The following is a 20,835-nucleotide window of genomic DNA, read 5'->3' on the forward strand; positions in this document are numbered from 1 at the left end:
GTAGTCGTATTCCATCGCGGTGGTTCCCGCGGCGGTGGTTCGACTCGTGAGGTTCCCATTCAGATCATAAGCGAATTCGGCAATCGGATTGCCCAGCCGGTAGATGGCCGTCACCTGATTCAGCGCATTGATCTCGCAGGTGTCCAGGCTGCCGTTGGCCAGGCTGGTGCGATTGTCGGCAAGGTCATAGCCATAATTGTTCGTATAGACGGGTGAGCCGTTGTCAATGGAATATTCATTCGTCAGGCGGTACATATCGTCATAGACGTATTCGTACGATTTGTTGCCGGGCAGACTGATCGTATCGATGAGATTGGCGTCGTTATATTCGTAATCGAACAGGCTGCCGTTCGAAAACTGGTAATCGTCGAGGCGGTCAAGATTATCAAAGTCATAGATCGTATAGATACTGCTCGTCGCCGCGATTCCCCTTATATGAGAGGGCATCGGAATGTCCCCCTCACGGGATACTGCCGTCTATGTTTGTCCCTCTCGGGTTGCAGCAAAAGAATACATTTTCGCTGAAGTCTATTCGCTCCAGTCTTCTTTTGTCAAGCACTTTTTTTGATTAACTTTATGTTAACGGACGATTCCGGGAAGGCCAATAATATCAAGGATGCCTCAAACAGGAAGTTGCGTAAGAAGAAAACTCCTGACCAACATAGCTTTCACAAAGGTTCAAGGAATGAAAGCACTCTTGTCCACAATAATTTTCCAAAAGCGGAACATGAGATACTTCCGCATCCCGCGGGCCCAACGGAGCTACACAAGAAAGAAGAAAAAAAGATTCCTCAACAGGAGGTAACAGAGGAAACAGAGCACAGAGAATATCTTTTCCTCCGTTACCTCTGTTGCCTCCTGTTTGAGATGTTTCTTCTTGAATCTGTACATCAAACAAACCTCATTTTCAGGCAGACAGCGGAACCTTGAAAATCGTGCGTTCTTAACTTCTGACATGTCATTCTCACATTGGACAGCAGTGAATTTCTGTCGTGATTTTGGTTGCGGCTTTACTGCGCTGTGCCGACCTGAATCACCGGTGTTCTGAACCAATATGTGCAAATTAGAAGGAGCGGCGGGAAAAAGCCATAATTTAGTAGAGATAATAATGAAGTGGATAGAATTAACAACAGTTCGGGAGCTGATGTGCAGGCGCAAGGTTTTCTCTGCACGGCTCTCCTCGAAAGGATGATATAAAATGGAAGCAAAGAAAACAAATTGGAAGCCGGAAGGGTTTCATTCCCTTACACCCCACCTTACGGTCAGCGATGTTGAAAAAGCCATTGAGTTTTACAAAGACGCTTTTGCGGCCGAAGAAATCTCGCGCCTGGCGGGTCCCGGCGGAGCCGGCGTGATGCATGCCGAACTCAAGATCGGCGACTCGTTCTTCATGTTGGGCCAGAGTTGTGATGAATCAAGCCACGAGGAACATCATGAAAAATATCATGGAGAAGAACACGAGGGGAAACACAAAGAGCACGAGGAACATGCAAGCTGCATGGTGCATATATACGTTGAAGATGTTGACGCCGCATTTGAGCGGGCGAAGGCGGCGGGGGCGAAGGTGACGATGCCGCCCGAGAACATGTTCTGGGGAGACCGGTACGGAATGGTCAGCGATCCGTTTGGACATTCGTGGTCGCTGGCGACTCATATAGAGGATATCACGCCGGAACAAATGAGCGAGCGCGCGGAGGAATTCTTCGCGAAAATGAGCAAAAAGTAAATGTCTTCCTCTTAGACAAGAGGCGCAGACAACGAATCACGCCTTTAGAATCGGGTCTTGGCCGATTTTTCTCCTTCCTTCGGGGGGCGTTTACATTGCAACGCTCCCCGCAATTTTCGTTCGGAGCCATTCACGGAGAGGCGCTGTGTCGCCAGCGCGAGTCGGAAACCCTGCCTGTGATACAATCTCATGATCACGAAAGGAGGAACTGCATGGAAACCATGCGTCTGGAGACAGCCGAGGGCGTGCGTTCGATTGTGTTTTGCCGGGCGCGCGAGTACAACACGATCACGTTTCAATTTCGCGACGAGCTATCGCGCGCGATCGACGAGGCCGACGCCGACCCCGAAGTGCGCGTCATTCTTCTTCGCGCCGAGGGACCTGCATTCTGCGCGGGTTACGGGCTGGACTGGTCAACGGCATCGCAGGCGGAAGAGGCCGCGACCGGAGCCGTCGTATCGTCGACCGCGAAGCGGGTGTGGAATTCAGTCGCCGATTACCAGGTGATGTCGACCTTCGTCGACACCTACATGAAGCTGTGGTATGCGAAGAAGCCGACCATTGCCGCGGTGCAGGGCTGGTGCATCGGCGGCGGGACGGATATGGTGCTGTGCGCCGATATCATAATTGCGGCCGATAACGCAATCTTCGGGTATCCGCCGGCGCGGGTATGGGGCACGCCGACGACGGCGATGTGGGTGTATCGCATGGGGCTCGAACAGACGAAGCGTTATCTTTTGACCGGCGACGAGATTCCTGCGAAAAAGGCGGCCGAGATCGGATTGATTCTGGAAGTCGCTCCGGCGGAAGAATTGCAAGAGCACGCGTTTGCGCTGGCGAGGCGGATGGCGCGGCTGCCTTTGAACCAGCTCATCATGCTGAAGCTGTTGGCGAATCAGACGGTGGAGAATATGGGATTGGCGTCGAGCCGGATGCTCGGGACGCTCTTCGACGGCATCGCGCGCCACACGCAGGAGGGGCTCGATTTCGTCAAGCGCGCGCAGGAGGCGGGCTTCCGTCAGGCGGTAAGAGAGCGCGACAACCCGTTTGAGGATTACGGAAGCAGGAAGAAGGCGTAGGGAAGCCAGAGGCATGCGCAGACGGTTTGCTGCGTGTGGGATCACTGAGAGGCGCAGACCCTGGATTCCTGCTTCCGCAGGAATGACGAAAAAGAAAAAGCAGGAATGAAGAAAAAGGAAAAGCAGGAATACTAGCAAGAGAAGGCGGGAGTTCCGAGAAGAAAGAGCAGGAACGAAAAAAGAAAACAAGGACGATCAAAAGATTCCGGGTCGGCATCAGCGGGGAAACTTGATATAGCAGAAGTGAGGCACCCATTTCCCGTCATTCCTGCGAAAGCAGGAATCCAGGAAAGCGAACAACCGGCCGACAGGTTCCTACTCCCTTTTTGGCCAGCGGCAGCGGGAAGATAAAGCATATATCAGTCTTATGAAGCCTTCCTACGTTTACATATTGGCAAGCGGCAAGAACGGTACTCTTTATATTGGTGTGACGAATGAACTTGTGAAGAGAGTATATCAACATAAGGCTAATCTCGTGGAAGGTTTTACAAAGCGATACTGTGTTCATGACCTGGTTTACTATGACCAGTTTGAAGATATACGAGAAGCGATTGAGAGAGAAGAGCAAATCAAGCGGTGGAAGCGGCGGTGGAAATTGCAGCTGATTGAAGAGAGCAATCCGCACTGGAGGGATCTTTATCAGGACGTGATTCACTAGATGCGCAGACCCTGGATTCCTGCTTTCGCAGGAATGACGAAAAGAAAAAGGCAGGGATGACGGAATAAAAGAAATGGGAGTGACGAAATAAAAAAGGAAGAATGATTAAAGAGAAAGTGGGAATCAGGAAAGGAGCATTGGTCGCGGGCAGTGAAACCGATGTTCTCGCATTAAAACGCATCCAGTAGCTGGAATGCTTGACATGGCAAGGGCACAGCGTCTTCCTCTCCGTCATTCCTGCGGGATCTGTCCCGGACCCCGATCCGGAAGCAGAATCCAGGAAAGCGAACCTTGGCGAAGAGGCCCGAAGCTGTCTCCTAAAAAGCTGTCAGGAGCGGGTATAGTTGACACAACAAGGAGACCGCCCTCTTCCCGTCATTCCTGCAAAAGCAGGAATCCAGGAAAGCGAACACCGGGAGAGAAAATGATCAGTTGCGGGAAAAGACCTCTGCAGATGGAGAAGCTGTTTTGCGGAACAATAAGCGTGAAGCGTAAAAGTATCTTTACGCCCACCGTATCAATCCAGCAGCTTTCCCTTCAGCGTATCCACTTCCTCATACGGCACGTCGAAGACGAGGTCGTGCGGCTTGATTCTGACCTCGGTCATGAATTCCGGCAGGCGGTCATGCGATGAGGTAAACCCGGCGCGCCGGTTGAAGTCGTGCTCGGCGCGCAACGTCCGCCGCCCGAGATCGAGAAGATTCTCCTCCGTGAACGGAGCGCCGTTAAACGCCGTAAGCGTCTTCACCAGATAATCATTATAATTCGGGCATGCGCGCGAAAACATGCACATGCCGAGCGTGTCGATGAATCCCATCTGGATCTGGACCGCGAGCGATTTTTCCACCTTCCCTTCCGGATTGTGGACGGTGTTGTCGTAAATGATGCCGGCCGTATGGTCGGCGCCCATCGGGCTGGTGCAGTAGGTGACGCCCGCGATCTTGTTGCCCTGCGGATGGTGCGCGGGAATCGCCTGCCCCTTGACGGCGGGGACCTTCTTGACACCCAGCATTTTGCCCGTGACAACCGCTCCGCTCCCAATCATGCGGCCCCGAATTGTTCCCTGCGCGACCTCCTGGATCAGCTCGATTGCGCTCTCGCTGTCGCCGAACCTGAGATACCCCGCCTCCATGGCCACTCCGATAGCTGCGCCCGTTTCAATCGTATCGAGGCCGACATCGTTGAGCAGACGGTTCATCAGCGCGATCGCATCCAGATCGTGAACGAGGAGGTTTGAACCCAGCAGCGCAACCGTCTCATATTCCAATCCACTCACCAGGAACTGATGATTCTGATCGTGATAGACAATCGAGCACCTTACCGGGCAGCTTGGCGAACAGGAATGCATCTTTGCGCCGCGGCTCTTCGCGATTTCTATGATAGCCAATCCCTGAATCTGCTCGGCGTACTCGTAGGCGCCCGCCGAGAAATTGCGGGTGGGCAGCGTGCCGAAAGCGTTGAAATTGGGAATGCCGCCGGGTGTTCCGCAGGTGCGCAATTGTTCGAGGAATCCCTTGGCCTCGCGCATCGATTTCGTGAACTCGCGGGTGACCGCGTTATATTCTGCTTTCTGCTTCGGCTGAACCGGCGCCGTGCCGGCGTCATCGATAACGATGGCTTTGAGTCCTTTTGAACCCATCACGGCGCCCATGCCGCCGCGGCCGGCATGGCGATTCGGCATTCCTTCCATATCACTTGACGCGACGCTCGAGCCATGCAGCAGCATTTCGCCCGCCTGTCCAATCGAGAGACTGGCCACCTTTTCACCATGGTTTCGGCGAACGCTCTCGCACACCGCATAATTGCCTTTTCCCGCAAGATCGCCGGCTTGTTCGAGACGCGCCGCATCTTTGGATATGCTCAGCACATGAAGGCCGTCCTCTTTCGGCTGTCCCTCGATGACGATGGCCGCGATCCCGAGACGCGCCAATTTCTGAGACGCCATTCCTCCGACGTTGCTTTCCTTGATGCCGCCGGTGAGCGGGCTTTTGGCGCCGATGGAAAGCCGGCCGGAGCACGGCGTGCCGGTGCCGGAGAGGTAACCCGGAGCAATGACCATTTTGTTGTGCGCACCGAGCGGAAAGCAGGTCGGCGGCACTTCCCTATTTATTATGGAAGAAGTGAGGCCTCTTCCTCCGAGATCCAGGTATTCCTGCGGCAGTTCTTCAGCTCTGATGGATAAATCGGTCATGTTGACCCTGAGAATCTTTCGCATCGCTCGCTCCTCTTGTCGATCGTTCACAAACGGGCACGGCCCGCCGTGCCTTACAAATGTATTGCCAAACCATCCAGATTAATTTTCGTTGCGTACCGATGCCCCTGCAAATAAATTGCTTTATTCACGGGCGATATGTATGGCCCGCAGGCTTATTGTTTCAAGTGATCTCTGATCATCGGCGCCGCTTTGATGGCCGAATCGAATGCAATGTCTCCGCTGCAGCCGTCTCCTTTCGCGGTGTCGCCGACGAAGAACAGGTTTGGCACATACGGCGACCTGATATCGTGACGGTCAACACGCGTCTGGCCCACTTTCAGCAGAGTTCCATCAAGAATCACATAAGCAAGCGGGCGCTCCCACTCGACGTACTCGAAGAAATCGGGATAGAGATTTCGGATGAATTCGCGCAACAAGTCAAGCGCATTTTTCAGCGTCGGTCCTTTTTTGGCCTGCTCGCGCGGGACAACCATGAGCCACGTGGAAAGCTGTTTTCCGCGCGGCGCGAGCGAAATGTCGTAATTTGAGGGAAAGCTCCCAAGCACGACGGGATCGAGGCAGATGATGTTGCCTTCCATATCGCTCACAGGTTTTCTCAGGCCGAAATCGATGCTGACGCCGGAAGTGGGCTCAAGCGACCAGGCATAATCTATGAACTCCTGGGGGAATGGTTCGGTTGAAACGCAATTGAACAGGTGCTGGACCGGCGGAGTGAAGACTACGGCGTCACCGAGGTACAGACGACCGCGGGCCGTCACGCCGATCGCCCTTTCCTTTTGAATTTCTATTCCGGAAACAGGCATGCCCGTCTTGATCTCGCCGCCGTTTCGCTCAATCACGTATCTCAACTTATCGGTGATCTGCTTTACGCCGCCGACAGGCTCAGCCAAAGGTTCTTCCGCTATTTGCGCATTCTTCACGAAATCCATGACCTCGCCCGCCGAAGCACTCTCGATATCGGGGGCGATTATGGTGAATCCGAGCAGGCGGAAGAAACGTTTCACGTGCTCGTCCTGAGTATGACGCTCGACAAACTCGAGGAGGGTCTTGTCGTACCATCGAGACGGGTCTTCGCCAATCATTTCAAAGATGGTTTGCAAGAGGGCGGGCCGGCTCTCGTCCGGCACGAGTTCGGTCTGCATGAAGTCTTCAACACCATTCGGCCGCTTGATCAGCCTGCCGTCCTGATAAACGTATGAGGTCCTGTCCTTTTTCCTCGCGAACTCGATGGATTCCCCGACCATATCAAGAACGCGCGCGGCGGGGCCTTGATGTCCGAAGCGGTTGGCATGCAACCCCAGATCGATGATATAACCGTCCTTCTCGATGCATTTGGCGCGACCTCCGATTTCAGAGTCGGATTCGAAAATAGTGACGGGAATGCCGCACTTTGCCAATAACGCGCCTACGGATAAACCGCCGAATCCGGCGCCAATAATGATGACGTTCTTTTGCATGCGTTCTCCCGAAAAGAAGCAGGGGTGGCTGCCCCATTATAAACGGCAGGGGCAGTTGATTTCAATACCTCAATTCACCTGGAGAAACTGTGCGAATGAATTCGCACCTACCGTGGAATACAATAGAATCCTGAGGCCGAAAGCCTGTGCCAGCAAGACTTGCATGGCCATGAGTTGAAAGGCCACGGCGACGGTACGAAAAATATACGGCCGCGGTCGGATGCGCGAACGCCGAATATCCGGTCGCGGCCGGATGTCTATCGCTACCGCAGGGCGCGGGCCCGCCCTTCTTGTGCATGCGACGCGAAAGCGAGCTGATAACCCTATCGCGTCAATACCCGTCCCGGCAGTTCGCCGGTATGCTCGTCGTTCTCGACCACGATTTTTCCGTTCACGACGACCGCCCGTATCCCGACCGGATACTGGTTCGGGTTCTCGTATGTGGCCCGATCCTCGATCGTGCCTGCATCAAAAACCACGAGGTCCGCCTTCTTCCCACGTCCGATAACGCCTCTGTCGCTGATGCCCCAGCGCGCCGCCGGGAGCGAGGTCATTTTGCGAATCGCTTCGGGCAGCGAGAGGATTTTTTCCTGCCGGACATACCTGGCGAGCACGCGCGGGAACGTTCCATAGGTGCGCGGATGGGGGACCACCATGCCGAGCATCCCGTACGGCGCCATCGCGGAGGCGTCGGAGCCGATCATCACCTTCGGGTGCTGAATGAACATGCGGACGTTGTCCTCGGACTGGTCCATGATGTTCACAAAAGCGACGCAGTTGCACTCAAGGATAATGTCCATAATGGTATCGGCGGGATCCTTCTTCAATTCCTCGGAAATCTTCTTGACTGTCTTCCCCTGATATTCCGGATGTCCAAGGCTCAGGCCGATGAAGAGGCCGTCGTAGCCGCCGTTCAGGTTTTCCGGGCTGAACTCTTCACCGCCCCGCATCATCTCGGTTTTTATGCGATCGCGCACCGCCGGATCCCGAAGCCGTTCGAGCAGTTTCTGATTGCCTTCATTATGCATCCAGTAGGGCAGCAGCGCGGATAGCTCGGTATGACCGGCAGTGTAAGGATACATATCGGCCGCGATGTCCATTCCCATCTCCAGCGCCTTTTGCATTTTTTCAAGCGCCTTCGGGCCGAGCGGCCAGTGGTTTTTCCCGGCAGCCTTGATGTGACTGATCTGGACCGGCACACCGGCGCATTCACCGATTTCGATCGCTTCGCCGAAGGCTTTGAGTAAAGTCGCACCTTCGCCCCGCACGTGAGTGGAGTAAATGCCGCCGTTGCGAGCGACAGCCTTGTTCAGCTCGATGAGCTCCTTTGTAGTCGAATAGATGCCGGGTGGATAGATCAGACCGGTTGACATTCCCCACGCGCCCTGTTCGAAGGCGCGATCGATTTCGGTCTGCATCCGCCGGATTTCATCGTCAGTCGGTTCGCGATCGGTTCGTCCCATTACGGCGTCGCGAAGAGCGCCATGACCAAGCAGATGAATCACGTTGAGCGCGATCCCGCGCTCGTGAAGCTGCCGGGTATATTCGGAAAAATTGCTCCAGGAGATGTCGATGCCGATCATCTTGGTCAACGATTCGGCTTCCCGCCTCGCGTCGCCGAACATGGGCGCCGCCGATATTCCGCAGTGGCCGATGATTTCAGTGGTCACTCCCTGGTGGACCTTGCTTTCGGCATTCGGGTTGAGCGGATAGAGGAACTCGGAATGGGTGTGAACATCGATGAAGCCGGGGGAGATGTGCAGTCCCTTGCCGTTGAGCACGCGCTTCGCCTCCGCCCCGGCAAGGTTGCCGATTTCGGCTATCTCATCGCCTTTCACGGCGATGTCGGAGTGGAACTCTTTCTTTCCGAGGCCATCGAGCACCTGAACATTTTGAATGAGCAGATCGAACATCATGACGTCCTCCTGAACGAACTGAAGTGGGCGTATCTTTATGGAGAAGGTAAAACATTATATCAAATTATCTATTGCGGCACAGGCGCGCCCAAGGCAAATTGATTCGGGGCGTATTTGCGGCGCCGGAGAAGGCCGAAGCTTGACCGCCAGAGCGGTCGGCTCCCCGGGAATCCTTGAGGAAGAAGGGGATATGTCCGCTCAACAGTTGATTTTCTAGGGGAATTTCAGGTAATCTCAATCGCCGGGGGGCGCTCACTCGAACAAGCACCGGCAAGCGAAGGAGGGCTAGCGATGAAGGTTCCCGAATATGTAACCGTTGAAGAAGTCAGGAGAGTCTGCAAGGAACTGGGGATACGCGACTGGACGAAGTTGAAACAGCTCAAGGTACAGCCAAAAGAGGCTCGCGCCATTTTGGCTCGCGTCAATCCTGGGAAGATGAAGATAGCTCTTGAGGATTTTCGCGCAGGATTGGAAGTGGAACTGGAACACGGCACCAGGTTCCCGGATGCGAATGTGACGAATAATCACCCCATCTTGACGGGCAAGATTGTCATGGCGCATTTCAAGGAATCGCTGGATTACTACCAGCGTCTTGAGGTTGCGGAACTCGAAGGAGACCTTCTGAAAGCGATCCGTGCGGGAAAAACGGACAAGATCAAGGGGTATTACAAGAGATTGGTCAAGGCAAGAAATGCGTTGAGCCAGGTGGAATTCAGCCAGTTGAAATGAGGCAGGTATTGCTCTTCCTTTATTCCAGGGAGATGGGGTAGCTCCCGTATTGATGAGTGGCCTTCACCATGGCGATATAGTTTTCCGGCTTGCATCCGGGATGAATGGAATTTGAAGAGCTGAGGATATAGCCGCCGCCCGGAGCCGCGGCCTTGATAGCCTGCTTGACGGCGGCTTGCACTTCTTCTTCCGTGCCGGAAGGCAGAAGCTCGATGCAGTCGATGTTGCCGATGAGGCACACCTTTTCGCCGCAATGATCTTTGACTTCCTTCAGTTCCATGCATTGGGGCTGGATCGGGTGAATGCCGTCGAAGCCTATGTGGACGAGCCTGTCAAGAATCGGCCAGACATTACCGTCCGAATGCTTGATAGCTTTCGAACCTCTTCGATGAACGACATCGACGAGCTCGCTGAGATAAGGCGCGATGAATTCATCAAACTGCGCCGGAGACATCAGCGTATTCGAGTTGAACGCGAGATCGCTTCCGAATAACACTGCATCGGCGCCCGCGTCAAGTGCTGCGGCAAATAATTCCTTGTAGTAATCGGTGGAAATACGAGCGATGCCATGCGCCAGCTCGGCATTTTCCAGATAGTCTACGAGCAGATGCTCGAGGCCTCCACGCAATTCCCAGCCGGTGACAAAACAGTCATTGGAACAAAAAACGATCGCTCTCTTGTCTCCGAACCTCGCTTTCAGCGTGTTCAGCATGATGAAATCAATATCAGGATCGACCGCGGGCGGCCTGTAGGCTTTCAGGTCGGTCATCGATTTGATCGGTCCATCCATGGGAAATCCCAATCCGTGCGGGTTCCGTTTGAACGTAATGCCCCAGGCGTCCTTGAAATATCCATCGCCCAGATCTTCTCCGCGCTCGAACGCACGCGCAAATACCCCGTCGATGTCAAGTTCTTCAATGAAGTGCGCGAACGCGTCAGATATCATCATGAGCTCCTCCGGCGACATATCGGCGGCAGGTTTGACCGGTGGCAGCTTGTCTGTAAAATGTTTCGCAATCCCAATGATGCTGGACTCGTTATATGCATTCTCGAAGTGCGGGACTCGGTCGGGTTCTCTCAGATCGAGTGCAGCCAGGAATCTCTCTCTCGGCAACATAAGACGTCCCTTCAAGCGTGAAGAAAAAATACAACGACGGCGGTAACGCAATATGAAATCAGTATAGTCGCCCTAACTGGGAATTACAATTCAAAAACTCTTCCGATTTCAAACCTCCACTGGAGAAGAAAAAGGGCCGAAGCAATAAGCTTCGGCCCTCATCTCAAGCTGATACCGACTATCTGTTATTTTTCTCTTTCAATGATAGTGGCAATGCCTTGGCCGCCGCCGACGCACGCATTTGCGAGGCCATAGCGGGCGTTATTCTTCTGAAGGATGCGGGCGAGGGTCCCGAGCAGCCGGATGCCGGTGGCGCCCAGCGGATGCCCGATGGCGGTTCCGCCGCCCATCACGTTGACTTTATTGGGGTCGATTCCCAATTCCTTGATGCAATTGAGGGCGACAACGCAGAAGGCCTCGTTGATTTCCCAGTAGTCAATGTCACTGGCTTTGAGGCCGGCCTTTGCGAGCGCCTTTTTGCTGGCCGGTACCGGGCCTGCGCCCATGATGGTGGGGTCTACGCCGGCCCACCCCATGGAAACGATCTTCGCCAGCGGCTTGATGCCCTTCTTTTTCGCCGTTTCCTTTGACATCAGAATCATGCCGGTGGCCGCCGCATTCAGGGGGGAAGAATTGCCGGCGGTGATGATGCCGTCGGGCCGGAAAGCGGGCTTCAAGCCGGCGAGACCTTCGAGCGTTGTATCGGCGCGAACGGCCTGATCTTTTTTGACAAGCAGTTTCGAACCGTCAGCCTGCTCGGCCTCGAACGGCAGGATCTCGCCGTCGAAGAAGCCTTCTTTTTGCCCTTTCGCGGCCAGTTCATGGCTGCGCTTGGCCCACTTATCCATTTCCTCTTTAGTGATGCCTGCCTGCCGCGCCAGCTTTTCGGCGGTCAGGCCCATATTCATCGTCGTCATCATATCCCAATGCGCATACTTTTCATCGCCCATCAGGTCCATATTCGGCCTGATCGCATCGCTACCGCGGGCGACCATGTCCATCGGGACCCGGCTCATGTGCTCCATGCCGAGACAAAGCACCACGTCGGAATAGCCGCACATGATTTCCATCGCGCCGATCTGAACGGCGGCCATGGCGGAACCGCACTGCTGATCGACGAAGCGGGCGGCAAGCGTCTCCGGCAGATTGGCGAGGAATACGGGCATCCTGCCGCCATACGTCCACTGCTCGTTCACCCCCATGGCGGAGCCGGTGACGCAGTTGTCAATTTCCTTTGGGTCAATGCCGGTCCTTTTGATAATTTCGGTGGCGACTTCCGCAACCATCCTGTCAGCCCTGACTTGCCCGAACCAATCACGCGCCGGGTCATTGGGCCGCGACCTCGATTGAGCCGTTCTCAGATATCCTGCAATGACAGCTTCACCCATCGTTTAACTCCTTTACAATGTTTTCCCTATGCCCATGCTTCTTATCTATTATCTCCCGTCCATCATGACAGCGGGAAAAACTCCGGCATGTCCTTGCTGACCTTCATTTTCCAATCAGGCGGCCTCTTCTCGAGGAACGACATGATCCCTTCCTGACAGTCGGGTTGGGCACCGGTCCACGCGAAGTACGCATGATTGATTTCCTCGACCCTGTTCAGATCGCTTTCCGCAAGGAACTTCCAGAGCATGTGTCTCGTAAGAGCGACGCTGACCGGAGCAGTATTGGCGGCGATCTCGTTCGCCATCGACTGCGCGGCATTCATTAATTCCGCATCCGGCACGACTTTGCTGACCAGCCCGCATTCCAGCGCTTCTTTTGCGCCTATGATTCGGCCGGTGTACATCAATTCAGCCGCTTTGCTTACGCCGATTATCCGTGGAAGGAACCAGGGGCTTGCAAGTTCCGGGACGACTCCGCGACGGACGAACACCATGCCGAAGCGAGCGCTTTCAGCCGCGATCCGGATATCCATCGGGAGTATCATCGTCAGGCCCACGCCTACTGCCGGGCCATTCACCGCGACGATGATCGGCTTCTTCAAGTTGAGGAGCGAAGGCAGAAGGTCGCTCACGGACAGGTCCATCCTTTCGCGCCCGCTTTTCTGTTGAGCCCCGGGATTGAATGTAGTCCCGCCTGCGGCCAAATCCATTCCCGCGCAGAAACCTCTTCCCGCACCGGTGACGACGGTTACCCGCAGGTCGTCGTTCGCGTCAACTTTCTTGAGAGCGTCCACCATTTCACCGGCAAGCGTGTAGGTGAATGCATTGAGCCGCTCCGGGCGGTTAAAGGTAATAGTCGCCACCCGTCCGCCGGTCTCAAACAGGATCTGCGTATAGCTCATCAGATTTCCTCATCTTTGGCCAAAGGGCATGGCATGCCGTGCCGCTACATATTAGCAGATGTATCTTTAGTCCTTGATTCCCGCGAGGCGTTTGACCATCTCCTTGCGCGTATTGATGTCGTATTGCGAGGTAATGGCAATCTGCTCCATGATGGGAGAGCCGCCGCCGTGATAACTGCCGAACGCGTGGACGCCGGCGCTGGCCGATACGAGCAGGTCGCCGACATAGCGCCACAATTGCGCCGCGTTTTCGGCGGAAATGTCCGGATTCCTCATGATGTACTTGTTCAGCAGATCCTTGGTTTCCGGATTGACAAAATCGCCTTCGTACGGGAACGTGGCCGGGATACCGCCTGCGAGATCGCACAGCATCTCGCTCTCGTGGAAAACGGCCTCACCGGTGAGGCAGCGTCCAACGTTGGCGTAGATGCTATCCGGAATGTAGCTGCCGGGGCCGTACGGCATCTTGCCCATGGTGGGAACGAACAATTCCTTTCCGCCAAGCTCAGACGCCGTGAAGCCGGCCGCGTACCCGAGTTCGGTTACCATGATGAATTCGGCAAGTTTCGCGCGCACGTGCGAGGCTTTGTGGATGCCGTTGTATTCCGCAATCAGCGCGGCCGTTCCGAGCAGCAGGTCGCCGATGGCCGGCTTGCAGCCGGAGTAGCTGTGGCGATGGAACAGCGCGAACAGCAGAGCGCAGGCGCCGCCGTGAATCGTTTCGCCGCACAGGAACACGCGGTCCCACGGAACGAATACGTTATCGAATATGGTGTAGGAATCGGTTGCGCCGGGGGTGAATCCACGAGGGAAATGCTCCCGTTTGCGAAGGTTGTGGATGCTTACCACCTGCTTGATGCCTTCCCAATCGCCGGGCAGCGCGAATGCGATCGCCCAATCTTTTTCTTCGGGTTTGAGGGCGCGGGTGGGAACCACCAAAATTTCATCGGCCACGGAAGCCTCTGAATTATGGACTTTGCAGCCGCGGACCACAACGCCGTCCTTCTTCTTCTCGACCACCCGCAGGTACAGATCCGGGTCTTCCTGCTCACTGGGCCGTTTCATCCGGTGTCCCTTCACGTCCGTCTGCGCGCAGCAACCGACCAAGTCTTCTTCCTGAAAGCGCTTGAGCCATTTCTTGAAATTCTCATGATATTCGGTGGCGCCGTTGTTCCCCTTATCAGCCTCGTACGAGACATTGTAAATGGCATTGGAGCCGTCAATGCCCATGCAGCGCTGAATACACCCGCCGACCACCCTGCAGAGCATGCGGGTCATATCCTGCTTTTTGTGCAGGTCTTCCTTGCTATGATGAACATGGCAGAACCGGTTGATCTTCTTGCCGGTGAGATGCGAGGTGGCTGTGCACAGGTCTTCATATTCCGGATTATTGGCATAATCGAATGTAACCCCAATGGTGTTGAGGCAATCCATCTGCAACTCGTCGTCGCGGTCGATCCTCTGGCCGTTCACATAAATGTTTCGGCGCATTTTCTTTAGACCCGCAATGTACTGTTCTTTCGTACGCATAAGCCGGACTCCTTGATTTTATGTTACCTCATACTTGACAGCAGCTCGATCTGAACGCATCAAACACCAAGAGATATCTTCTTCCAAACCGAATGGGGTGACACGTATAATATCATATTGCAGGGCTGAAATCAAAATCATTTTTCCTTCGAGTCAGTGGAAAAACCCCCCATTATGGCTGATTTTCAATATGACCGACGGCCCAGTCCGCGGATACTGAATCCTCCTGTTGGGTGAGGCGCGTTTTCAGCCATGCCGCCGCCTTGGGCACGTATTCAACCATGCTGTCATGGGCGCAATGGCCGTCGCCTTTGTACACCCATTCCTCCTGCTGAATGCCGGCGCGGGAGATGATGTACAGGTCTTCGATCGGGACGAGCGGATCCAGATCGCCATTGATGCTCAAAAGCGCCGCCTGCCGTTCAGGCGTCTTCAGGAGACCCTGCTGTTTCAGCGACATCGGTTCAGAGACCTCCACCTGCCTGTCCAGGTTATTCTCGAGCTCTGTCCGCATCGCGTGCGCTATGGTTGCGATCATCACATCAGGCACTTTCCGGATGTGTTCGCGTGTGAACGCAAGGTGAATGGGGCCCCCGATATTGACGGCTGCTTTCACATTGGGATCAACGAGCGCGAGTTTTACCGCAAACAATCCGGCGAAGCTTTGCAGATAAACCCCGATCTGTTCACCGTCAACGGCCGGGTGATCCTTGAAATACTCGATGACCCGGCTGTACACTCTATCCGAAGTCGGTTCAAGCGGCCATTGACTCTCGCCCGTCCCCGGCATATCGAAGGCAAATACCGCCAGTCCTTCCGAAAGCATTGCATTTATCTGAGGCTCCATGTCGCTTTTCCAGGTGTCGACCCCACCGGTCAGAACCACCAGCGGCGGCATGTCAATTTCCGGAACCCGCAGATATCCGATTATCTCTTTGTTTTCGAACGGAATTCTCACGATCTCGAGGGGCGGATCAAATGATTGCGCCGCCTGCAGGTAACAGTCGATATGCTTTCGATAGGCTTCCGCTTTGGCGGGAGATGAGACGAAAGGGAACCGGGCGATGAAATAATAGACAGCCGCCTTCTGATATTCGGATGCGGCAGCGGCCAGGTTGTTATTCATCTCGGCCACTCGCGCAGTCAACTCATGGCTGTTGGCGGGCCGACTCAATTCGTATACCCATGAGCCTGGTCCCGATCCTCTCGGATCGTGAATCCGCCGCAACGCAGTATCCAGTTCCCGCTCATCGGCTCCGGCCGAGAGCCAACCGCCGAATCGATCCTTTACGAATGGGCGCATTCCGGTGATCCGGAGGATCAGAGACTCGCGGTAGATGAAGCCGGCGATCAGAGCAAGAACAAATATTCCAATAAGAGCAATCTGCCATTTTCGCATGGATTCCTCCCGAGGGAGTTGTAATGATTTATCAATCACTGTTTACTGTGCAACAGGGTAAGGAGAGTATATCTTATCGGATTCATGTCCTGCAACAACATTCAATGAGAACCGGAAAATCCCACAAAGCAGCCATCTTGACAGGCATTTTTTGATTAAGGTATACTTTAAAAACTTTAGGAGTTTCTTTTTTTGTTTTTTGAGGAGGGCTGTTCGAGAGTGTCATCACGAAAAGGGGATTATCTATTCGCGTTCATCGTAATCGGATTCATATCATGTTCGATGCTCATGTATGAGCTTCTCTTGATGCGAATTTCGGCGCTCCGTCTGTTTTTCCATTTCGGATTCCTCATCATCAGCAACTGCCTCCTCGGGATCGGCGCCAGCGGGACATTAATAGCATATTATCAGGACGCTTGGAGGGAGCGCCAGCGTTTTTGGATCAGCTTGTTCTCAATTCTCTATATCATTTCGCTCATATCCACGTACGTTTTCCTCTTGAGATTTCACATCCCGAACCAGCTTAACCTGTCGGATTTCTCCGACCTGCTCAGGTTCTCGATCTTTAATCTGGCTGCTATTCCGCCATTCTTCTTCGCCGGCACGATCATCGGCATGATTATCACCTTCAATGCTGAACGGGTGAATGCGATCTATTTCGCCGATCTGGCGGGAGCGGGGCTGGGTTGCCTGATTCTCCCGTTCCTCCTGTCGAGATTCGGCGCCGGCGGCAGTTTCGTTTTCCTTTGTTTGCTTGTGGTAATCAGCGCAATAGTCGCCTTCCCCGCTCGGGGAAAAAGGGCGGCAATCGGGGCGGGTATCTTACTGTTGGCGCTGGGTGCCGCCCTGCTGCCCAGACTCGACAAGCAATTTCCGGTTCCCGGGAAGGACATATTGGATTTTACCGATAAAATGCGCATGGAGGTGCCCCGTTATCCTGATTACACGAAATGGGGCAGCAACAGCAGGATCGATCTGCTGCCGGTAAACTACAATCCGCTTCCGTTCTGGTGCGGAAAGGACGGCAGGGGCCGTCTTCCCAATCCACCTGACACCAAGATCATCACACAGGATGGGAGCGCGGCCACCTTTATCATGAATTTTTCGGATAATCCTGAGGCCCTTGAGATTATCCGGCGTTCGATGTATTCGACCGTCTTCCAGGTGAAGGAGCGCCCGCGAGTTTTCATTATCGGCGTGGGCGGGGGAAACGACGTTTGGGCTGCAAAGATCCATGATGCGAGCTACATAAAGGGGATCGAGCTGAACAAACCGACGCTCGAGATCCATCAGAAAATTCTGCCGGAGTATACGCGCGTCCTGACCCAGGATCCGAATATTACCCTCGTCTGTTCCGAGGGCCGCAGCGCCTTGATGCGAGAGCCGAACGAGTACGACGTTATCCAACTGAGCGGGATTGACACGTGGACCGCATTGACTTCCGGTTCGTATGTGATGGCGGAGGACTACCTCTACACGCGCCAGGCTATCGAGAACATGTATGCGCACCTCGCGGAGAACGGCATTCTGCAGATCATCCGGTTTGCAGGGCCTTCGGAATCGCTGCGCCTGATTTCCAACATTAACGCCTCGTTCGAGAGAACGGGCGTCATCGGCCTTGATCAATCGATCGCTTGCATAAAAAACAACCACCTGATGTGCACGCTCTTGAAGAAAGGCACTTTTTCAGACGAAGAGGTCGGGCGGCTGGCTGCATTCGCTGAGGAAAACGGATTTGAGCCGGTTTATCTGCCCCGGCGCGTACTGGGTACGATGGCGGAGACATTTATCCGAACGCCCGATAAAGAGGGCTTCATTGCGAACTGCAAGCCAAACATTTCCCCGACGACCGACGATAGCCCTTATTTCTTCTTCTTTTCGAGATGGCCGAATCCATTCAGGTTTGATGATTACCAGTGGAGACCCGACACGCTCTTCTGGGTAAACCCGAACTTCATTCTTTTGCAGCTCCTGCTGAGCTCATTGCTGAGCGCGCTGTTCATTCTGGCGCCGCTGTTGGTGTTTGCGCGGAAAGGCATCGAGCGCACGTGGATGAAACAGTTCCTCATCTTTTTTGCGGGGCTGGGTTTGGGATTTATTGCCGTCGAGATTGTAGCAATGCAGAAACTGGCGCTCTTCCTGGGCCACCCGATTTACTCGATTACGGTGACCCTTTTCTCCATGCTGATCTTTACCGGACTCGGAAGCCTTCTTTCAGCCAAACTCTTTCAGCCGCCGGATAAAAAAGTGTGGCTGGTCCCTGCGGGACTTGTGGCGCTTCTCGTTCTTTTCGTCGTCCTGTCTCCACAACTGGTTTCTTCATTGATTCACCTTTCTCTTCCGGCGCGGATTGTTATTACGGCCGGTGTCCTGGCGCCGATTTGCCTGCTGCTGGGGGTCCCGTTCGCTTATGGGATCCGACTTGTGAACCTCAAGAACCCATCGATCATCCCATGGGCGTGGGCGGTAAATGGCTGCTGTACCGTCGTTGGCTCCATCCTGACAGTAATCCTGTCCATGAGCTTGGGCTTTAACGCCGTCATTGTTATGGCAGCTTTTATCTATATCGCTGCTTTTACCGCCCTGGCCACCGTGAGATAAAGGGTTTCGGAGAATTTTGGGCGGCGCACCTCCTTTCCGTCTCCTCTGTGTCTTCTCATCTCTCTCATGATTTGCTGCGAAGGGATGTGCTATAATTTCGCTGATGGATCTGGAAATCACAAAATATGATGCGCTACCTCCGACAGGTCTCATTCAGGTCGAAAATCAAGAAGTATCGCGGGCTACACAATTTAAAACAACAGCCTCTATCCTGCTGATCATCCTTCTCTCGTTTCTTATTTTTTGGAATAAGATCGGTTCCGGACAGTTTCTCGGGGACGACTTTATTTTCCTTGAGAAGGCAGGCAGCTTCACGGTGTCTGCGAAAAATCTTGCATCGTTCGGAATCTTTCACATTTACCACAATACGTTGCTTCTCGCGAGTGGTTTCCGGCCCGTTCCACTCGTGCTCTGGCTCGCGCTGTACAAGCTGTTCGCGCTGGAATCCGCTTACTACCATTTGAGCATTCTCTTTTTGCATTCCGCTGCTTCTGTTCTTCTGTATCTCTTGCTTCGGAAGCTGTTCGAGGAAAATGTGGCGATGATCACCGCATGCATATTCGCGGTTTTTACGGGGCACCTGGAAGCGGTGCAGTGGATCTCGGGATTCTTTGATGTCGCCTGCGCTTTCTTTCTCCTTTCTTCTCTGTTGCTGTTTCTCAGGTTCTTGAGCAGCAAGAAATCATCTTTCTACCTTCTCTCCCTTTTTTCGGGAGTTCTCGCGATTCTCTCGAAGGAAACGGCTATCATATTGCCGCTCCTCCTGGCCGCGGTTCTGTTGTGGACGCGCCCGAGCAAGGATGGGGATCTGCCACTCAAGCCGACAGTGAAGTTGGTTCTTCCTTTCGTGGCGCTTTTTGCCGGATACCTGGTGGCCAGAAGGATCTTCCTGTGGGATTACCACACCGCCGGGAATGGCCTTCTTTCTTTTCTCGACCCAAGGAGACTGTTGAATGTCTGGACATTGCTCGAGAATATGACGCTTCCACACCAGCGAACACCCTTTATTGAGCGAATACTGCCGGTGGTCGTGATCGCGTTCGGCATACTATCCTTTCTGGCGTATAAGAACCGGCGCGAATCCAGGAATACCATGCTCTTCGCCGCCGCCTGGTTCTTTCTTACGGCCGTCCCCACACTGGGATTCCTCGATCGCCACCTTTACTGGCAGCGCTTCAATTACCTGCCCTCGATCGGTTTTTGCCTGCTGATCGCAGAGATGGTGGCGGGGCGCCCGGGAAGAAGCAAGATGCTTCGGTGCGTCTTGCCGGGTCTCATGATCGGGCTGTACTCCCTCAACACGATCCACCAGAGCGGCGTCTTCTGGAAGCCCGCGTGGGCAACAGCGAGAGATGTGCAGGCAAGTTTTCGGGAGGATGTAGACCCCGTCCTCGAGGAGCCGGCCAGGGTATATTTCAAAAACGTGCCGGAACTCGTAACTGGGATCGACGTTTTCTTCACCGGCCTGCCCCAGGCGTGCGCGATGGCCAGCCGCTCCGGCAAAAATGAATTTTATCTCGAAAGCCGTATCACTCCGGAAGTGCCCCCGCTCGTAGAGCATGCGGATGAGCTGATGATTGAAGCCAACGGCGCTTCTTATTACGTCTTCGAGTGGGATCACTTGAAAAAAAGATTCGTTCAAGCTGGCAAGACGCTGAAGGAGCCGCGACTTGAAAAAACCCCGATCATGTGGGACTTTTCGAAGTACTCGGATTCCTCGCGGTGGGAAGCTGCGCAGGATATTCACCCGCTGTCACCGACCGGAGCAGGTAGCTCGATGTTTGTGACAACCGGGAAAGACTCATTCTTTAAAAGTCCATTCATAGGCGGCCGATCGTTGAAGTACGTTCAGGTGCAGTTTTCCGCGAGACATGCAGACGGCCTTCCTCTGAGGGGGCAGGTATTCTGGGTGACGGAAGAGGATCTGCGGTACGACGGCAGAAAATCGGTTGTGTTCGATGTAAAAAACGATGGGATGCCGCATACCTATACAGTCCCCCTCTATGTGAATGTCTCTTCATTGAAAGCAGAGATTCAACGGGTTGCCTTGCGTATCAGCGACAGGGCTTCAACAGTAGTGGAAATGAGATCGGCGGCGTTTCATTTTTTTGAATAAGA

16 protein-coding genes are annotated in these 20,835 nt (G+C 54.2%); 7 read left to right on the plus strand and 9 right to left on the minus strand.

Annotated features, from left to right (window positions below; genetic code table 11):
- Window positions 1-447 (minus strand): hypothetical protein (locus tag C4520_13835; GenBank protein ID RJP18670.1); only part of this gene is annotated, 447 nt, incomplete at its 3' end.
- Window positions 448-1,198: 751 nt separating this feature from the next.
- Between C4520_13835 and C4520_13840 the strand changes: the two genes are divergently transcribed.
- The 3 genes from C4520_13840 (at window position 1,199) to C4520_13850 (ending at window position 3,463) form a co-directional block, all read left to right on the plus strand.
- Window positions 1,199-1,726 carry a VOC family protein gene (locus C4520_13840; protein RJP18671.1) on the plus strand — a complete coding sequence of 176 codons (528 nt, stop codon included), beginning with the start codon at window positions 1,199-1,201 and terminating at the stop codon, window positions 1,724-1,726.
- 212 nt (window positions 1,727-1,938) lie between these two features.
- Window positions 1,939-2,805: an enoyl-CoA hydratase gene (locus C4520_13845; protein RJP18672.1), complete on the plus strand. Its 867-nt coding sequence runs from the start codon at window positions 1,939-1,941 to the stop codon at window positions 2,803-2,805.
- Between the two features lie 367 nt (window positions 2,806-3,172).
- Window positions 3,173-3,463, plus strand: coding sequence for a GIY-YIG nuclease family protein (locus C4520_13850; GenBank protein ID RJP18673.1), 291 nt, complete (start codon window positions 3,173-3,175; stop codon window positions 3,461-3,463).
- A 517-nt stretch (window positions 3,464-3,980) separates the two neighbouring features.
- Here the strand turns inward: C4520_13850 and C4520_13855 are convergent.
- The 3 genes from C4520_13855 to C4520_13865 form a co-directional block, all read right to left on the minus strand.
- Window positions 3,981-5,678, minus strand: a complete 1,698-nt coding sequence (locus C4520_13855; protein ID RJP18674.1) for an aldehyde ferredoxin oxidoreductase — start codon at window positions 5,676-5,678, stop codon at window positions 3,981-3,983.
- A 152-nt stretch (window positions 5,679-5,830) separates the two neighbouring features.
- Entirely contained in the window at window positions 5,831-7,135 is a 1,305-nt protein-coding gene (locus C4520_13860; GenBank protein RJP18675.1) for an NAD(P)/FAD-dependent oxidoreductase, read from the minus strand.
- 323 nt (window positions 7,136-7,458) lie between these two features.
- Complete coding sequence (locus C4520_13865; protein RJP18676.1) at window positions 7,459-9,051, minus strand: D-aminoacylase; 1,593 nt, start codon at window positions 9,049-9,051, stop codon at window positions 7,459-7,461.
- Window positions 9,052-9,088: 37 nt separating this feature from the next.
- Here C4520_13865 and C4520_13870 point away from each other — a divergent pair, with 37 nt between their 5' ends.
- Complete coding sequence (locus C4520_13870) at window positions 9,089-9,268, plus strand: hypothetical protein (protein ID RJP18677.1); 180 nt, start codon at window positions 9,089-9,091, stop codon at window positions 9,266-9,268.
- 74 nt (window positions 9,269-9,342) lie between these two features.
- The gene (locus C4520_13875) at window positions 9,343-9,780 is read left to right on the plus strand and encodes a hypothetical protein (protein ID RJP18678.1); all 438 of its coding nucleotides are present in this window, start codon (window positions 9,343-9,345) and stop codon (window positions 9,778-9,780) included.
- Window positions 9,781-9,799: 19 nt separating this feature from the next.
- Here the strand turns inward: C4520_13875 and C4520_13880 are convergent, their stop codons facing one another.
- The 5 genes from C4520_13880 to C4520_13900 form a co-directional block, all read right to left on the minus strand.
- Entirely contained in the window at window positions 9,800-10,897 is a 1,098-nt protein-coding gene (locus tag C4520_13880) for a hypothetical protein (protein RJP18679.1), read from the minus strand.
- A 185-nt stretch (window positions 10,898-11,082) separates the two neighbouring features.
- Window positions 11,083-12,285 carry an acetyl-CoA C-acetyltransferase gene (locus C4520_13885; GenBank protein RJP18680.1) on the minus strand — a complete coding sequence of 401 codons (1,203 nt, stop codon included), beginning with the start codon at window positions 12,283-12,285 and terminating at the stop codon, window positions 11,083-11,085.
- A gap of 62 nt (window positions 12,286-12,347) precedes the next feature.
- Window positions 12,348-13,187 (minus strand): enoyl-CoA hydratase, encoded by an 840-nt coding sequence (locus C4520_13890; GenBank protein ID RJP18681.1) that lies wholly within the window; start codon window positions 13,185-13,187, stop codon window positions 12,348-12,350.
- Between the two features lie 66 nt (window positions 13,188-13,253).
- Window positions 13,254-14,717, minus strand: coding sequence for an aromatic ring hydroxylase (locus tag C4520_13895; GenBank protein RJP18682.1), 1,464 nt, complete (start codon window positions 14,715-14,717; stop codon window positions 13,254-13,256).
- 172 nt (window positions 14,718-14,889) lie between these two features.
- Window positions 14,890-16,116, minus strand: coding sequence for an alpha/beta hydrolase (locus tag C4520_13900; GenBank protein RJP18683.1), 1,227 nt, complete (start codon window positions 16,114-16,116; stop codon window positions 14,890-14,892).
- A gap of 219 nt (window positions 16,117-16,335) precedes the next feature.
- On the opposite strand from C4520_13900, the gene C4520_13905 reads away from it, so the two are divergent.
- Together C4520_13905 and C4520_13910 are read left to right on the plus strand one after the other, a co-directional pair.
- On the plus strand, window positions 16,336-18,717 hold the full coding sequence (locus tag C4520_13905; GenBank protein RJP18684.1) for a hypothetical protein: 2,382 nt from the start codon (window positions 16,336-16,338) through the stop codon (window positions 18,715-18,717).
- 103 nt (window positions 18,718-18,820) lie between these two features.
- The gene (locus tag C4520_13910) at window positions 18,821-20,833 is read left to right on the plus strand and encodes a hypothetical protein (GenBank protein RJP18685.1); all 2,013 of its coding nucleotides are present in this window, start codon (window positions 18,821-18,823) and stop codon (window positions 20,831-20,833) included.
- The last annotated feature ends 2 nt before the right edge of the window (window positions 20,834-20,835 follow it).

It is taken from the genome of Candidatus Abyssobacteria bacterium SURF_5 (assembly GCA_003598085.1).
Classification (GTDB): domain Bacteria; phylum Abyssobacteria; class SURF-5; order SURF-5; family SURF-5; genus SURF-5.

Coding starts and splice junctions, on each gene's coding strand:
- C4520_13840 (RJP18671.1), top strand. CDS start 1,199: ATGGAAGCAAAGAAAACAAATTGGAAGCCGGAAGGGTTTCATTCCCTT.
- C4520_13845 (RJP18672.1), top strand. CDS start 1,939: ATGGAAACCATGCGTCTGGAGACAGCCGAGGGCGTGCGTTCGATTGTG.
- C4520_13850 (RJP18673.1), top strand. CDS start 3,173: ATGAAGCCTTCCTACGTTTACATATTGGCAAGCGGCAAGAACGGTACT.
- C4520_13855 (RJP18674.1), bottom strand. CDS start 5,678: ATGCGAAAGATTCTCAGGGTCAACATGACCGATTTATCCATCAGAGCT.
- C4520_13860 (RJP18675.1), bottom strand. CDS start 7,135: ATGCAAAAGAACGTCATCATTATTGGCGCCGGATTCGGCGGTTTATCC.
- C4520_13865 (RJP18676.1), bottom strand. CDS start 9,051: ATGATGTTCGATCTGCTCATTCAAAATGTTCAGGTGCTCGATGGCCTC.
- C4520_13870 (RJP18677.1), top strand. CDS start 9,089: ATGGAGAAGGTAAAACATTATATCAAATTATCTATTGCGGCACAGGCG.
- C4520_13875 (RJP18678.1), top strand. CDS start 9,343: ATGAAGGTTCCCGAATATGTAACCGTTGAAGAAGTCAGGAGAGTCTGC.
- C4520_13880 (RJP18679.1), bottom strand. CDS start 10,897: ATGTTGCCGAGAGAGAGATTCCTGGCTGCACTCGATCTGAGAGAACCC.
- C4520_13885 (RJP18680.1), bottom strand. CDS start 12,285: ATGGGTGAAGCTGTCATTGCAGGATATCTGAGAACGGCTCAATCGAGG.
- C4520_13890 (RJP18681.1), bottom strand. CDS start 13,187: ATGAGCTATACGCAGATCCTGTTTGAGACCGGCGGACGGGTGGCGACT.
- C4520_13895 (RJP18682.1), bottom strand. CDS start 14,717: ATGCGTACGAAAGAACAGTACATTGCGGGTCTAAAGAAAATGCGCCGA.
- C4520_13900 (RJP18683.1), bottom strand. CDS start 16,116: ATGCGAAAATGGCAGATTGCTCTTATTGGAATATTTGTTCTTGCTCTG.
- C4520_13910 (RJP18685.1), top strand. CDS start 18,821: ATGGATCTGGAAATCACAAAATATGATGCGCTACCTCCGACAGGTCTC.